This is a genomic window from Burkholderia sp. Ac-20353 (assembly GCF_017104785.1).
Lineage (GTDB): Bacteria > Pseudomonadota > Gammaproteobacteria > Burkholderiales > Burkholderiaceae > Burkholderia.
The window spans coordinates 15,922-31,359 of sequence record NZ_JAAGPL010000098.1; the positions used below are offsets into that span (position 1 = coordinate 15,922).

Annotated in this window: 14 protein-coding genes; 10 read left to right on the plus strand and 4 right to left on the minus strand. The window is 67.2% G+C overall.

Annotated elements, in window-relative coordinates; all coding sequences use genetic code 11:
* Positions 1-3 precede the first annotated feature (3 nt).
* The 3 genes from ribD to G3N94_RS24860 all read left to right on the plus strand — a co-directional run bounded on the left by ribD (position 4) and on the right by G3N94_RS24860 (position 3,968).
* Positions 4-1,125, plus strand: coding sequence for a bifunctional diaminohydroxyphosphoribosylaminopyrimidine deaminase/5-amino-6-(5-phosphoribosylamino)uracil reductase RibD (gene ribD, locus G3N94_RS24850; protein ID WP_205795201.1), 1,122 nt, complete (start codon positions 4-6; stop codon positions 1,123-1,125).
* A gap of 14 nt (positions 1,126-1,139) precedes the next feature.
* Positions 1,140-1,775 (plus strand): riboflavin synthase, encoded by a 636-nt coding sequence (locus G3N94_RS24855; protein ID WP_205795202.1) that lies wholly within the window; start codon positions 1,140-1,142, stop codon positions 1,773-1,775.
* 612 nt (positions 1,776-2,387) lie between these two features.
* Positions 2,388-3,968 (plus strand): isocitrate lyase, encoded by a 1,581-nt coding sequence (locus tag G3N94_RS24860; protein ID WP_205795203.1) that lies wholly within the window; start codon positions 2,388-2,390, stop codon positions 3,966-3,968.
* 97 nt (positions 3,969-4,065) lie between these two features.
* On the opposite strand, the gene G3N94_RS24865 is transcribed toward G3N94_RS24860, so the two are convergent.
* The gene (locus G3N94_RS24865) at positions 4,066-5,256 is read right to left on the minus strand and encodes a GGDEF domain-containing protein (RefSeq protein WP_205795204.1); all 1,191 of its coding nucleotides are present in this window, start codon (positions 5,254-5,256) and stop codon (positions 4,066-4,068) included.
* A 478-nt stretch (positions 5,257-5,734) separates the two neighbouring features.
* On the opposite strand from G3N94_RS24865, the gene G3N94_RS24870 reads away from it, so the two are divergent.
* The 5 genes from G3N94_RS24870 (at position 5,735) to G3N94_RS24890 (ending at position 9,914) form a co-directional block, all read left to right on the plus strand.
* A complete protein-coding gene (locus tag G3N94_RS24870) occupies positions 5,735-6,241 on the plus strand; it encodes a DUF1993 domain-containing protein (RefSeq protein ID WP_205795205.1) in 507 nt (168 codons plus the stop codon).
* A gap of 247 nt (positions 6,242-6,488) precedes the next feature.
* A complete protein-coding gene (ribBA, locus tag G3N94_RS24875) occupies positions 6,489-7,634 on the plus strand; it encodes a bifunctional 3,4-dihydroxy-2-butanone-4-phosphate synthase/GTP cyclohydrolase II (protein WP_205795206.1) in 1,146 nt (381 codons plus the stop codon).
* Positions 7,635-7,688: 54 nt separating this feature from the next.
* Positions 7,689-8,204: a 6,7-dimethyl-8-ribityllumazine synthase gene (gene ribH, locus G3N94_RS24880; protein WP_205795207.1), complete on the plus strand. Its 516-nt coding sequence runs from the start codon at positions 7,689-7,691 to the stop codon at positions 8,202-8,204.
* Positions 8,201-8,638 (plus strand): transcription antitermination factor NusB, encoded by a 438-nt coding sequence (gene nusB, locus G3N94_RS24885; RefSeq protein WP_124600313.1) that lies wholly within the window; start codon positions 8,201-8,203, stop codon positions 8,636-8,638. Before ribH ends, nusB begins: the two co-directional genes overlap by 4 nt.
* A gap of 79 nt (positions 8,639-8,717) precedes the next feature.
* Positions 8,718-9,914 carry a pyridoxal phosphate-dependent aminotransferase gene (locus tag G3N94_RS24890; protein ID WP_205795208.1) on the plus strand — a complete coding sequence of 399 codons (1,197 nt, stop codon included), beginning with the start codon at positions 8,718-8,720 and terminating at the stop codon, positions 9,912-9,914.
* A 112-nt stretch (positions 9,915-10,026) separates the two neighbouring features.
* Here the strand turns inward: G3N94_RS24890 and G3N94_RS24895 are convergent, their stop codons facing one another.
* The gene (locus tag G3N94_RS24895; RefSeq protein ID WP_205795209.1) at positions 10,027-11,133 is read right to left on the minus strand and encodes a transglycosylase SLT domain-containing protein; all 1,107 of its coding nucleotides are present in this window, start codon (positions 11,131-11,133) and stop codon (positions 10,027-10,029) included.
* A 594-nt stretch (positions 11,134-11,727) separates the two neighbouring features.
* Here G3N94_RS24895 and G3N94_RS24900 point away from each other — a divergent pair.
* The gene (locus G3N94_RS24900; RefSeq protein WP_205795210.1) at positions 11,728-13,284 is read left to right on the plus strand and encodes a UbiD family decarboxylase; all 1,557 of its coding nucleotides are present in this window, start codon (positions 11,728-11,730) and stop codon (positions 13,282-13,284) included.
* A gap of 69 nt (positions 13,285-13,353) precedes the next feature.
* Here G3N94_RS24900 and G3N94_RS24905 read toward each other — a convergent pair whose 3' ends face one another.
* Together G3N94_RS24905 and G3N94_RS24910 are read right to left on the minus strand one after the other, a co-directional pair.
* Complete coding sequence (locus G3N94_RS24905) at positions 13,354-14,322, minus strand: threo-3-hydroxy-L-aspartate ammonia-lyase (protein ID WP_205795211.1); 969 nt, start codon at positions 14,320-14,322, stop codon at positions 13,354-13,356.
* A gap of 146 nt (positions 14,323-14,468) precedes the next feature.
* Positions 14,469-14,768: a hypothetical protein gene (locus tag G3N94_RS24910; protein ID WP_124600308.1), complete on the minus strand. Its 300-nt coding sequence runs from the start codon at positions 14,766-14,768 to the stop codon at positions 14,469-14,471.
* A 433-nt stretch (positions 14,769-15,201) separates the two neighbouring features.
* Here G3N94_RS24910 and G3N94_RS24915 point away from each other — a divergent pair.
* The coding region (locus G3N94_RS24915) for an NAD(P)-binding domain-containing protein (RefSeq protein ID WP_205795213.1) at positions 15,202-15,438 on the plus strand (237 nt) is incomplete at its 3' end.

Below are 15,438 nucleotides of genomic sequence, written 5' to 3' on the forward strand. Positions count from 1 at the left end.
CGGATGTTCTCGGACACCGATTTCGCCCACATGCAGCGCGCGCTCGCGCTGGCCGCGCGCGGGATGTACACGACGACGCCTAACCCGCGCGTCGGCTGCGTGATCGTCAAGAACGGCGACGTGATCGGCGAAGGCTACACGCAGCCGGCCGGCCAGGATCACGCGGAAGTGCAGGCGCTGAAGGACGCGCGTTCGCGCGGCCACGACGTCGCGGGCGCGACCGTCTACGTGACGCTCGAGCCGTGCAGCCACTTCGGCCGCACGCCGCCGTGCGCGAACGCGCTGATCGACGCGCGCGTCGCGAAGGTCGTCGCCGCGATGGAAGACCCGAATCCGCAGGTGTCGGGGCGCGGCCTCGGCGTGCTGCGCGATGCGGGCATCGACGTGCGTTGCGGGCTGCTCGCGCATGAAGCGGGCGAGCTCAACATCGGCTTCGTGTCGCGGATGACGCGCGGCCGCCCGTGGGTGCGGATGAAGACCGCCGCATCGCTCGACGGCCGCACCGCGCTGCCGTCCGGCGAGAGCCAGTGGATCACCGGCGACGACGCGCGACTCGACGGCCATGCGTGGCGCGCGCGCGCGTGCGCGATCCTCACCGGCATCGGCACCGTGCGCGCGGACAACCCGCAACTGACCGTGCGCGGCATCGACACGCCGCGCCAGCCGCTGCGCGTACTGGTCGACAGCCGGCTCGAGCTGCCGCTCGACGCGCGCCTGCTCGAAGGTGCGCCGCTGCTGATCTTCTGCGGCCGGCTCGACGAAGCGGGCGAAGCGCGCGCGGCCGCGCTGAAGGCGCGCGGCGCGGAAATCGTGCCGCTGCCGAACGCGCACGGCAAGGTCGACCTGCCGGCGCTGCTGACGACGCTCGGCGCACGCGGCATCAACGAGCTGCACGTCGAGGCCGGCCACAAGCTGAACGGATCGCTGCTGCGCGAGCACTGCGTCGACGAACTGCTGGTCTATCTCGCGCCGAGCCTGCTCGGCGCCGACGCGGCCGGCATGTTCGACCTCGCCGCGCCCGCGAGCCTCGACGCGCGCGCGCGGCTCACGTTTCACCAAATCGAGCGGATCGGCGACGATCTGCGGATCCTGGCGCGCTTCGCGCCGCCCACCGCCTCTCATTGAACGGAATCGTCACGATGTTTACCGGAATTGTCGCGGCTGTCGGCCGCATTGAATCGATCGAACCGCTCGGCGCGTCGCCCGATGCCGGCGTGCGCCTGGCCGTGCTGGCGGGCGGGCTCGACCTCGCCGACGTCGCGCTCGGCGACAGCATCGCGATCCAGGGCGCATGCATGACGGTAATCGAGAAAACCGACACCGGGTTCGACGTCGAAGTGTCGCGCGAGAGCCTGAACCGCACGGTCGGTCTCGCGGAGCCCGGCGACGTCAATCTGGAAAAGGCGCTGCGCGCGCACGACCGGCTCGGCGGACACATCGTGTCGGGCCACGTCGACGGGCTCGGCACCGTGTCGCACTTCGCGCCGGTCGGCGAGTCGCACGAGTTGCGCATCGTCGCGCCGCGCGAGCTCGGCCGCTATCTCGCGTACAAGGGCTCGATCACGGTCAATGGCGTGAGCCTGACCGTCAACGCGGTCACCGACCGCGCCGACGGCTGCGAATTCTCGATCAACCTGATTCCGCATACGGTCGAGGTCACGACGCTGCGTCACCTGAAGGCCGGCAGCCTCGTCAATCTCGAAGTCGACATGATCGCGCGCTACGTCGAGAGGATGCTGTCGACGTCCCAGGACGAACAAAAGCCGTTGAAATAACGCGAGTTTCAGCTAGTAGCCCGTATAGGGCCATCTCGTAGCATCCAGCGTCAGCCAGTGTTACGTGACGGTATACCTGACCGTATACCGTCATTTCCCGCGCCAGGTATTCGGTCAAGGCTCCAGAACATAGCCTTCCCTGCACGCTCTACCCCGCTGCCTGCCGCGCCGCCCTCTCCCCGAGTAGCCGCTGCAGGTCCTGGATTTCCGTGAAGGCAGCGGCCAGCCCGGTTGCAGGCACGACCGATTCGCCCCCGCCTTGTCCGCTGTCAGGCGGCCCTCCTGTCTACAAAATCATCCCGGCAGCTATCGCGGCTCGAACCGTCCGTGCTTGCCCCCGCCTCCAGCAGCCGAAAGCGCGTTTCATATTGCGGAATCCACGTCGAATTTCCGCAGCATCTCCTTTTCGCCGCTTGAAAACATGTTTTGCATCGCAAAAATCGCGATGTATCCCATTGAAAATTAAGCAAAAATAATGTCTTATGTCTTATATAAGACATCACCAAAGCGCATCAAGGCGGCGCTACTATTTAGTCCATGCAGTTCGCTTCGACAAACGTAGCGGCACACTCGATCACCTTTTCAAACGCGCTTTCTTCTCAGGAGATTCACATGGCCCAGTATCAGGACGACATCAAGGCAGTTGCCGGTTTGAAAGACGCACACGGCAGCGCGTGGAATGCGATCAATCCCGAATATGCCGCTCGCATGCGTGCCCAGAACAAGTTCAAGACGGGCCTGGACATCGCCAAGTACACCGCGAAGATCATGCGCGCCGACATGGCCGCCTACGATGCCAACCCGGCCAAGTACACCCAGTCGCTGGGTTGCTGGCACGGCTTCATCGGCCAGCAGAAGATGATCTCCATCAAGAAGCACTTCAACAGCACCGAGCGCCGCTATCTTTACCTGTCGGGCTGGATGGTCGCTGCGCTGCGCTCCGAGTTCGGCCCGCTGCCGGACCAGTCGATGCACGAAAAAACCTCCGTCAGCGCGCTGATCCGCGAGCTGTACACGTTCCTGCGCCAGGCCGACGCCCGTGAACTGGGCGGCCTGTTCCGCGAGCTCGATGCTGCTGAAGGCGCTGCCAAGGCCGCCATCCAGGAAAAGATCGACAACCACGTCACCCACGTCGTGCCGATCATCGCGGACATCGACGCGGGTTTCGGCAACGCCGAAGCAACCTATCTGCTGGCCAAGCAGTTCATCGAAGCGGGCGCATGCTGCATTCAGATCGAAAACCAGGTGTCCGACGAGAAGCAGTGCGGCCACCAGGATGGCAAGGTCACCGTGCCGCACGAGGACTTCCTGGCCAAGATCCGCGCGATCCGCTACGCGTTCCTGGAACTGGGCGTTGACGACGGCGTCATCGTGGCCCGTACCGACTCGCTGGGCGCCGGCCTGACCAAGCAGATCGCCGTGACCCACACGCCGGGCGACCTGGGCGACCAATACAATTCGTTCCTCGATTGCGACGAAATTTCGGCCGACGCACTGGGCAATGGCGACGTCGTCATCAAGCGCGACGGCAAGCTGCTGCGTCCGAAGCGCCTGCCGAGCAACCTGTTCCAGTTCCGCGCCGGCACGGGCGAAGCGCGCTGCGTGCTGGATTGCATCACCTCGCTGCAAAACGGTGCCGACCTGCTGTGGATCGAAACCGAAAAACCGCATATCGCGCAGATCGGCGGCATGGTCAGCGAGATCCGCAAGGTCATCCCGAACGCCAAGCTGGTGTACAACAACAGCCCGTCGTTCAACTGGACGCTGAATTTCCGCCAGCAGGCGTATGACGCGCTGAAGGCTGCGGGCAAGGATGTGTCGGCATACGACCGCGCGCAGCTGATGAGCGTGGAATACGATCAGACCGAACTGGCAGCACTCGCCGACGAAAAGATCCGCACGTTCCAGGCCGATGCGTCGCGCGAAGCAGGTATCTTCCACCACCTGATTACGCTGCCGACGTACCACACCGCCGCACTGTCGACGGACAACCTGGCCAAGGAATACTTCGGCGAACAGGGCATGCTCGGTTACGTGGCTGGCGTGCAGCGCAAGGAAATCCGTCAGGGCATCGCCTGCGTCAAGCACCAGAACATGTCCGGCTCGGACATCGGCGACGACCACAAGGAATATTTCAGCGGCGACGCAGCCCTGAAGGCGGCCGGTAAAGACAACACGATGAACCAGTTCTGATACCCGTAATACCCCAAGCGAAACGCCAACCCATGCGGGTTGGCGTTTTTTTTATCCGGCCTGGCCTTCGCGCGCGTCACGCACGCGCGCCAATCGTTCAGGCGACGCGTTGCCTGGGTTCAGCCGCGACACCCGCGCGCTGCACCGGCGCGACGATCACGCGGTCGCGCCCGGCCGCCTTCGCCGCATAGAGCGCGGCATCGGCGCGGGCCATCAACTGCGACAACGGCTCGTCGGCCGCGCGCTCGGCCACGCCCGCGCTGAACGTGAACCCGATGCCGCCGCTGCTCGCCGCCGCTCCCGCGGCGTGCGCCAGCGACACACGCAGACGCTCGATCACGCGCGTCGCGTCGGCGGCAACCGTATCCGCACAAAGCACCGCGAACTCTTCGCCACCGAGCCGCCCGAACAGGTCGCACGGCCGGATGCCACCGGACACGACCGCGGCAAAATGCTCGAGCGCGTGATCGCCCGCCGCATGTCCGTGGCGATCGTTGATGATCTTGAAGTGGTCGAGGTCGACGATGACGAGCGACAGCGGCGCACCCGTGCGCGCCGCGCGCCGGCAGCACTGCTCGGCCTGGTCGAGGAACGCGCCGCGCATCAGCGCGCCCGTCAGGCCGTCGATGGTCGCGAGCCGCTCGAGACGTTCGGCCATGCGGTCGTGCGCGAGCATCACGACGCCCATCGACAGGCACAGCAGGCTCAGCACGCCGAGCGCGACGAACACGACGTTCAGCGGCGCCGGGTGCAGCGGCGACGTGTCGGCGCGCTGCCCGAGCGCGAACGCGGCGCCGCGCGCGAACTGGACGATTGCCCCGGCGATCGCGACCACCCACACGAACCCGTAAGCGAATGCCGGACGGTGCACAGGCCGCCGTCGATAGGCAAGCCAGCCGATCGCGACGCGGACGTACACGGCCATCGTGGACACGAGCACGATGCGCAGGTTCGGCAGCGATCCGGCCAATGCGCAGCCGACGACCGCGGCCGCCAGCAGCGCCGCGGCAGCCTGCTCGGCACGATACACGGACCGCACGCCGAAAAATTGCCGGAAGCCCTGCAGGATCGCGAGCGTTGCGCACACGTACAGCGTACCGGCGAACGCGATGACCGCCTGCGACGACGGCGCGGCGAGCAGCGCGCCGACTGCCATCGCGAGCAGCGCCTGCGACGCGAGCCAGCGGCGCACGCCCGGCACGTCGGCGCGCCACAGCGAGCCGAGCACCGCCGACGTCGCGACGCAGTTGATCAGCAGGACGAGCAGCAAAACGGCGGGAGTCGACATGTCCGGGGAGCATCCGATCGAGATCGCCAAACGCCGGCGCATGCGCCCCCGCCGGCGCGCCAGGCAACACGCGCAGCCGGCACCCGGCAGGGGCCGGCCGTGCCGCGCAACATGCGCGGAGCCGGCCGCCCGATGGCCGTTGGCACGGGCGCGACGCATCACGCCCGACGTTTTGGAGTATCCGCCGGGAAGGCGGATGTGCTGCGCGCATTCTAACCGGTACGCGCGGCCGGTCGCGACTCGTCCGTCCGGCCAGGCGCGAATGGGGGCCTTGTCGCGAGCTTCGTGAGTGGCCTCGTCGCCGGCCTTGTCGCTGGCCTTGTCCGTTCGGCCAACGACACGCACGCGCGATGCCACCGCGCTATGATGCTGCAGCGGCAATTCCGCCGCATCAATGCATCATGCGCCGGTGTGCATCACGCACCGGTACACGTCGCGCGCCGGCACGCGCACGCTCGTCCCCTTCGAGGAACCGTCCATGTCCATTTCGATGTATCAGGCCTCGGTGCCTGTCCTGATCCGCGGCCTGACCAACCTGCAGCACATTCTCGGCAAGGCGCAGGCGCATGCGGCCGCGAAGCAGATCGACCCGTCGGTGCTGATCGGCGCCCGCCTGTACCCGGACATGCTGCCGCTCGCGCGCCAGGTCTACATCGCGACCGACACCGCCAAGGGCTGCGCCGCGCGGCTCGCGGGGGTCGAGATCCCGAGCTACGCGGACATCGAGCAGACGTTCGACGAGCTGCACGCGCGCCTGCAGAAGACGATCGACTACCTGAACGGCTTCGACGCCGCGCAGATCGACGGCTCGGAAGCGCGCCAGATCGTGCTGAAGATGCGCGTCGGCCCGCTCGAATTCACGGGCCAGTCGTACCTGCTGGATTTCGTGCTGCCGAACTTCTTCTTCCACGTGACGACCGCGTACGACATCCTGCGTCACAACGGCGTCGAACTCGGCAAGCTCGATTTCCTCGGGCGCCCGTAACATCGGTGAACGTCGGACGATGAACCACGCGGCCGGCACACAGCACGACGGCGCGAACGCGCCGCCTGCGCTGCCGGCCGGCCCTTGGCCGACGCGCAACACGCCAACCGGGCCAACCGGAACGGCCCCGGGGCCGGTTGCACCGGCGTTTGCGGCACGCGGCGCGGCGGCTGCCGCCCGCGCGAGCCGAAACCCGGCCCGGCTGGCGTAAAATACGCACTTTCCTCTTTCTCGCCCCTCCCCCTTTATGACGCTCGCCTCCACGCCCGAGATCATTGCCGAGCTTAAAGCCGGCCGGATGGTGATCCTGGTTGACGAAGAAGACCGCGAAAACGAAGGCGATCTGGTGATCGCCGCCGAATTCGTCACGCCGGAAGCGATCAACTTCATGGCAAAGTACGGCCGCGGCCTGATTTGTCTGACGTTGACGCAGGAACGCTGCAAGCAGTTGCACCTGCCGCTGATGACGTACCGCAACGGCACGCAGTACGGTACCGCGTTCACGGTCAGCATCGAAGCGGCCGAAGGCGTGACGACCGGGATTTCCGCCGCCGACCGCGCGCACACGATCGCCACGGCGGTCGCGCATGACGTGCGGCCCGAGCAGATCGTGCAGCCCGGCCACGTGTTCCCGATCATGGCGCAGCCGGGCGGCGTGCTCGTGCGCGCGGGCCACACCGAGGCCGGCTGCGACTTCACCGCGCTCGCGGGCCTCACGCCCGCCGCGGTGATCTGCGAGATCATCAAGGACGACGGGACGATGGCCCGCCTGCCCGACCTGATCGAGTTCGCGAAGGAACACGGCCTGAAGATCGGCACGATCGCCGACCTGATCCATTACCGCAGCCGCACCGAGTCGATCATCGAGCGCGTCGCCGAGCGCACGATGCAGACCGCGCACGGCGCGTTCCGCGCGGTGCTGTACCGCGACCAGCCGACCGGCTCGCCGCACATCGCGCTGGTGCGCGGCACGCCGTCGCCGGACGTCGATACGCCGGTGCGCGTGCACGAGCCGCTGTCGGTGCTCGACCTGCTCGAAACCGGCGTGTCGACGCACTCGTGGACGCTCGACGCGGCGATGCGCGAGATCGCGCAGCGCGACCACGGCGTGATCGTGCTGCTCAACTGCGGCGACACGAAGGAACATCTGGTCGACGTCTTCAAGGCGTTCGACGAGGAAGAGAAGGCTGCGGTGCTGAAGCGCCGGCCGGTCGATTTCAAGACGTTCGGCATCGGCGCGCAGATCCTGCGCGATGTCGGCGTCAGCAAGATGCAGGTGCTGTCGAATCCGCGCAAGCTGGGCAGCATGTCCGGCTACGGCCTCGAAGTCACGGGCTTCATCCCGATGCCCGGCGCCGAAGCCAAGGCCTGCGGCTCGACGCCGCACGCGTAACCCATTACGGCGCTTTCGCCTTATAACCGCTTATCCACACCACGGACCAAGATCATGGAAATCGGACAATACCAACCGAATCTCGAGGGCGACGGCCTGCGTATCGGCATCGTGCAATCCCGCTTCAACGAGCCCGTGTGCAACGGCCTCGCGGACGCATGTGTTGAAGAGCTGGAGCGCCTCGGCGTCGCCGGCGAAGACGTGCTGCTCGTGTCGGTGCCGGGCGCGCTGGAAATCCCGCTCGCGCTGCAGAAGCTCGCGGAAAGCGGCCAGTTCGACGCGCTGATCGCGCTCGGCGCGGTGATCCGCGGCGAGACCTACCACTTCGAACTCGTGTCGAACGAGAGCGGCGCGGGCATCACCCGCATCGGCCTCGACTTCAACCTGCCGATCGCGAACGCGGTGCTGACGACCGACACCGACGAACAGGCCGTCGCGCGCATGACCGAAAAGGGTCGTGACGCGGCGCGCGTCGCGGTCGAGATGGCCAACCTGACGATGGCGCTCGACCAGCTCGGCGACGAGGAAGACGAAGAAGAAGACGAAGACGACGAAGAGGAGCGCGCATGAAGAAGAGCGCCCGCCGACAATCGCGCGAACTGGCGACGCAAGGCCTGTATCAGTGGCTGCTGTCGAACGCGTCTTCAGGCGAGATCGACGCGCAACTGCGCGGCGCGCTGGGTTACGACAAGGCTGACAAGGATCTGCTCGACGCGATCCTGCACGGCGTGATCCGCGAGCACGCAACGCTCGCGGAAGCGCTCACGCCGTGCCTCGACCGTCCGATCGACCAGCTCTCCCCGATCGAACGGGCGGTGCTGCTGATCGCGACGTTCGAGCTCACGCACCACCTCGAGACGCCGTACCGCGTGATCATCAACGAAGCAGTCGAGCTGACCAAGACGTTCGGCGGCTCCGACGGCTACAAGTACGTGAACGGCGTGCTCGACAAGCTCGCCGCGCAGCTGCGCCCCGCCGAAACGCAGGCGCGCCGCAACGGCTGATCCTCCGCGGGCGCGCATGCGCCCGCGTTTCCGCATTTCGCTTCTCGTTTAACGCTCGCTCCCCTCTTCCGACCCGCCGATGAATACCACCGCCGATTCGCTCGTCACGCTCGCAGCGCGCGTCGACGCGATCCAGCCGTTTTACGTGATGGAACTGATGAAGGAGGCGCAGCGGCTCGAAGCCGCCGGCCGCGACATCATCCACATGGGCATCGGCGAGCCGGACTTCACCGCGCCGGAACCGGTCGTCGAGGCGGCCGCGGCCGCGCTACGCCGCGGCGTCACGCAGTACACGAGTGCGCTCGGCATCGCGCCGCTGCGCGACGCGATCGCCGCGCACTATGCACGCGCGTACGGGCTGACGATCAGCCCGGAACGGATCGTCGTGACCGCGGGCGCGTCCGCCGCGCTGCTGCTCGCGTGCCTCGCGCTCGTCGGGCGTGACGACGAGGTGCTGATGCCCGACCCGTCGTACCCGTGCAACCGGCACTTCGTCGCCGCGGCCGAAGGCCGCGCGGTGCTCGTGCCGAGCGGCCCGGCCGCGCGTTTCCAGCTCACCGCGGACGACGTGCGCCGGCTGTGGGGCGACAAGACGCGCGGCGTGCTGCTCGCGTCGCCGTCGAACCCGACCGGCACGTCGCTCGAGCCCGACGAGATGAAGCGGATCGTCGAGGCCGTGCGCGCGCGCGGCGGTTTCACGATCGTCGACGAGATCTACCAGGGGCTCAGCTACGACGCGCCGCCCGTGTCGGCGCTGTCGTTCGGCGACGACGTCGTCACCGTGAACAGCTTCTCGAAGTACTTCAGCATGACCGGCTGGCGACTCGGCTGGCTGGTCGTCCCGCCGGCGCTCGTCGGTACTTTCGAGAAGCTCGCGCAGAACCTGTTCATCTGCCCGTCCGCGCTTGCGCAGCACGCGGCGCTCGCGTGCTTCGAGCCGGAAGCGCTCGCGATCTACGAAGCGCGCCGCGTCGAATTCAAGCGGCGCCGCGATTTCATCGCGCCGGCGCTCGAACGGCTCGGCTTCACGGTGCCCGTGATGCCCGACGGCGCGTTTTACGTGTACGCACACTGCGGCGGCGTCGCGCATCCGGCGGCCGGCGACAGCGCAGCGCTCACGCAGGCGATGCTGCACGACGCCGGCGTCGTGCTCGTGCCGGGGATGGATTTCGGCGTGCATGCGCCGCGCGACTATATCCGGCTGTCTTATGCGACCGCCTACTCGCGGCTCGAAGAGGCCGTCGAGCGGCTCGCGACGCTGTTCGGGCAGCGCTGACCGGCCACTCGGCCGGCCGGCGCCCCGCGCGCCGCGTCCAGACAATAAAAAAAGCACCCTCGCAGGTGCTTTTTCATTTTCTCCGAAGCGAATTCAAACGCGCATTTGCACGTCAGGCGCCCAGCTCCGAATGATCGCCATGCGGCTGCTTTGCGGTGTCGACGCTCGCGTCGTCCTGCTGCGGCGCCTTCGGCGCGGCCGTCTTCGCGGACAGCGCCTGCGCGGCCTCGAGCGTCACGTGGACACGCTTCGCACCGCCCGCCGCAGCCGCCGTCGCCGCGGCCGTGACCATCTTCGGCGCCTGCGGCCCGTTGACCGGCACGCTGCGGCCGTGTGCGACGTCGCGCAGGCGTCCGCGCTCGGCCATCACCTTCGAGCCGTACGTATTGTCGTCCGGGTTCGTCGAGCCGTTGTACATGCGCAGACCGGTGGCGAGCGAGCCGCCGCGCGCGATGCAGTCCTTCAGCACGAGCGCGCCGACCTGGATGTTCGCGAGCGGATGCAGCGCGGTGTCGGTGCCGCCGAAATACTCGAACTTGTCGGAATGGACCTTCGACATCACCTGCATCAGGCCTTGTGCGCCGACGCCGCTTTCGGCGTACGGGTTGAAGCCCGATTCGATCGCCATCACGGACAGCAGCAGCAGCGGATCGAGGCCGACGTCGTGGCCGGTCTGGAACGCAGCCTTGACGAGCTGGCCGACCGGCTCCTGCGCGACGCGGTAGCGGCGCGACAGATAGGTCGCCACGAGCGCCTGCTGGCGGTTCGATGCGAGCGTGCGGTCGTCGCGCGCGTCGGCGGGCAGGCGCTGCGCCGGGATCAGCTTCGCGAGCGTGACGGGCGACTGGCCGTTACGGCCTTCGTCGACGTCGTTCTGCACCGCGGCATCCGACGCGACGTCGAGACCGACCGCGAGCGCGTCGGTCTCCGGACCGTCGTCCTGCTGCGGCTGCACGCCGGCAGGCGCGAAGTTCGGCAGCGGATGACCGGTCAGCAAGCGGGCCGGGCCGGCCTGCACGGCCGCGGACACGACCGGCATCAGCTTCGCTGCGAGCGTGCCGCGCGCGGTCGGCAGCAGCCACAGGGCGAGCCCGATCGCAACAGCAAGACAGCCTACGACGCTAAATAGATGATGACTGACACGCGTCCCACGACGCAGCACGGCACGGAACACGTGCGTGTGCCGCTCACTGGGACGCCACGATAACCAAGCGTTCATTCAGATCTCCCATGAACATGATTCGTGCGGCTCGCTCAGCTCGATGGCGAGACAGAATGCGCGCCGCGGAATCACGACGCCGCACGTCTTGGTTGGGACGGCAGGCATCGGAGAAACGGTATAAGTACCGTTCGAGGCCACGGCTGGACAAGGCCCGCGCCTTCATATCCATATGAAGGCGGGCGTACGCGGTGGCACTCACGCAAAAAACCAGCGTCTGGAGGCGCTGGCTGTGACTACGACAAGAACCGTCGATGAGCCGTGCAGGTTCCGGCCGACGGTGACGCGCTGCGTCAAAGGATCGGTGATTGGCGGCTCGAAGCCTTCTACCCTGCAACCAATGTCAGCGGATTCTAACAGGGTTTTATAGATCGTCAACACTATAAAACCTCAAAATCATAACAAAAAGTAATATTCAGAGACCCTTCAGAACCGCGAGGCCCCAGCCGTAGCGGGTTTGCGCGTCGTCAACTTTTTTCACATGCGGGCAGCGGAGTGGCGGGCCGGGTAAAATCGTCGCTCAATTCGGGGCCGCAGCCAGCCGCTGCGCCCGCCCATCTCCGTCCCGCCATGCGGGCGGCCCGGACCTTGTTCATGAAATACAAAGACTTACGCGATTTCATCCAGCGCCTCGAGGCGCTCGGCGAGCTGCGGCGCGTCACGCAGCCCGTGTCGCCCGTGCTCGAAATGACCGAGCTGTGCGACCGTGTGCTGCGCGCCGGCGGCCCCGCGCTGCTGTTCGACGCGCCGACCGGCTACACCTTTCCGGTGCTCGGCAACCTGTTCGGCACGCCTCGGCGCGTCGCGCTCGGCATGGGTGTTGACGCGGGCGACGACGCCGCGCTCGGCTCGCTGCGCGATCTCGGACGCCTGCTGTCCGCGCTGAAGGAACCCGATCCGCCGAAGAGCCTGAAAGACGCCGGCAAGCTGCTGTCACTCGCGAAAGCCGTGTGGGATATGGCGCCGAAATCGGTGTCGTCGCCGCCATGCCAGGAAATCGTCTGGGAAGGCAACGACGTCGACCTGCACAAGCTGCCGATCCAGACCTGCTGGCCGGGCGATGCCGGGCCGCTGGTCACGTGGGGCCTGACGGTCACGCGCGGGCCGAACAAGCCGCGCCAGAACCTCGGCATCTACCGACTGCAGCTGATCGGCCGCAACAAGCTGATCATGCGCTGGCTCGCGCATCGCGGCGGCGCGCTCGACTTCCGCGAATTCGCGCTGCGCAACCCGGGCAAGCCGTATCCGGTCGCGGTCGTGCTCGGCGCCGATCCGGCGACCACGCTCGGCGCGGTGACGCCGGTGCCCGATACGCTGTCCGAATACCAGTTCGCGGGCCTGTTGCGCGGCAGCCGCACCGAGCTCGCGAAGTGCCTGACGCCCGGCGTCGACACGCTGCAGGTGCCGGCGCGCGCGGAGATCGTGCTCGAAGGCTTCATCTACCCGCAGGAGGGCGCACCGGCGCCCGCCCCCGCCGGCGCGCCGCCGCGCCCGGCGAACACGTCGTCCGCTGCGTACGAGCATGCGCTCGAAGGGCCGTATGGCGACCACACCGGTTACTACAACGAGCAGGAGTGGTTCCCGGTGTTCACGGTCGAGCGGATCACGATGCGCCGCGACCCGATCTACCACTCGACGTATACGGGCAAACCGCCCGACGAACCCGCGGTGCTCGGCGTCGCGCTGAACGAGGTGTTCGTGCCGCTGCTGCAGAAGCAGTTCACCGAGATCACCGACTTCTACCTGCCGCCCGAGGGCTGCAGCTACCGGATGGCCATCGTCCAGATGAAGAAGAGCTACGCGGGCCATGCGAAGCGCGTGATGTTCGGCGTGTGGAGCTTCCTGCGGCAGTTCATGTACACGAAGTTCATCGTCGTCGTCGACGAGGACGTGAACATCCGAGACTGGAAGGAAGTGATCTGGGCGATCACGACGCGCGTCGACCCGGTGCGCGACACCGTGATGGTCGACAGCACGCCGATCGACTACCTCGACTTCGCGTCGCCCGTCGCGGGCCTCGGGTCGAAGATGGGGCTCGACGCGACCAACAAGTGGCCGGGCGAGACGTCGCGCGAATGGGGGCGCCCGATCGAGATGGACGCGGCCGTGAAGACGCGCGTCGATCAGCTGTGGCGCGAACTCGGCCTGTGAGGACACGCGGTCTGAACGGGTGCAGCCAGGCCGAGTTCCTGCACGCTCCGCCGCTGCCGCCCGCTGCGCTCAACCGCGGAGGAACTCCGCGTAGCGCGGAAGATCGACGTTGCCGCCGCTCACCAGCACGCCGACCCGCTTGCCCTCGACCGGCAGCACGCCGTCGAGCACCGCGGCGGCGGCAAGACAGCCGGTCGGTTCGACGACCATCTTCATCCGTTCTGCGAAGAAACGCATCGTGTCGACGAGCTGCGCGTCGCTCACCGTGACGATCTGCTCGACGAGCCGCTGGATGATCGGGAAGTTGTACGCGCCGAGATGCGTCGATGCGGCGCCGTCCGCGATCGTGCGCGGCGCCGCGATGTGCACGACCTCGCCGCGCGCGAGCGACTGCTGGCCGTCGTTGCCGGCTGCCGGCTCGACGCCGACGATCCGGCAGCCCGGCGACAGCGCGGCGGCCGACAGCGCGCTGCCCGCGAGCAGCCCGCCGCCGCCGAGGCACACGACGAGCAGGTCGAGCGGCCCGGTTTCGTCGATCAGCTCCTTCACGGCCGTGCCCTGCCCGGCAATCACATGCGGATGGTCGTACGGCGGAATCAGCGTCATCCCGCGCTCCTGCGCGAGCCGCGCGCCGATCTCCTCGCGGTTTTCCGTATAACGGTCGTAGGTGATCACCTCGCCGCCATAGCCGCGTGTCGCTTCGACCTTCGCGGCCGGCGCGTCGTGCGGCATCACGATCGTCGCGCGGATGCCCGCGAGCTTCGCCGCGAGCGCGATCGCCTGCGCGTGGTTGCCCGACGAATACGTGATCACGCCGGCGTTGCGCTGCTCTGCATCGAAATGGGCGATCGCGTTGTACGCGCCGCGGAACTTGAAGGCCCCCATCCGCTGGAAGTTCTCGCACTTGAAGAACAGCGACGCGCCGGTGCGTGCATCGGCGGTGCGGGATGTCAGGACAGGCGTGCGATGTGCGGCACCGTCGAGACGGGCGGCAGCGTCGATCACATCGTCGAAGGTCGGAGCGGGCAGGACGGGCATCGGATTCGGTTGCGCGGGGACGAGGAACGGAATGGCATTGTCCCAGCTTCATCACTCGCTGACGAGCCGCGCCAACAAAAAACGGCGCAGCTCCCGTAGGGACGCTGCGCCGTTCGCCACACGCGGTCAAGCCGCGCGGGAATCAATCAGCGACGCCAGTAGCCGCGGCCGTAGTAGCCGTGATGATGCCAGTACGGGCGGCCGTAGTAGCCATACCCGCCATAACCGCCCACGACCACGGCGGGCGGCGGATAGTAGACGGGCGGCGGCGCATACACGACGGGCGGCGGCGGTGCGTAATAAACGGGCGGCGGAGCCGCATAGACCGGGTACGCCGGTGCGACCGGGATACCAATGCCGACCCCGATCGACACGTGTGCCTGCGCTGCGCTGGCGGCACCCAGGCCCAGCGCGGCGGCGGCGATGAACGGAACGAGCTTTTTCACTTCGATTCTCCTGCTGGAGCGGTATTTTGTGCGCTCCTGTCGGCAACGGCGGGCATGCACGTCGCATGCAAGCAATGTAGCGAAAACCCGGAATACACGTATTGAGCATTTGTTGCAAATTGCAATCGCGCGCCGCCGCAGGCCACGAGCCGCGCGGCGCGGCCGCTCGCAGGAAGGCGTCGCGGGTCGCGTGAATCCGTCCGACTTGACGGGTGCCGCATGCTCGCGCAGTCAGTCTTACCGATTCGCGGAAACACCGTGCGCGGGCGCTCGTAATCTACGATTACAAATTCGAGACAGGAAGCCGACGGTCCGGGGTCCACCTGCGACCGGACGACCCCGTGGGGTCGGATTACTTGGCCCGACCCTGTCGTGACCGCTTCGCCATTCCTGCGATACTGACGGTCTCCCGGATTTCACCTTGCCCACCGTCATGTCCGTTCCCGACACCCCTCGTCTCGGCTTCATCGGCGCCGGCCGCCTCGCGCGCTGCGTCGCGCAGCGTTTCGCGCAGGCAGGCTTCCCCGTCGTCGCGATCGCGAGCCGCACGCCGGCGTCGGCCGCCGCCCTCGCCGCGCGCATCGACGGCTGCCGGGCCGTCGCGACGCCGCAGGACGTGGTCGATGCAGCCGACCTGATCTTCCTGACCGTTCCCGACGACCACCTCGCC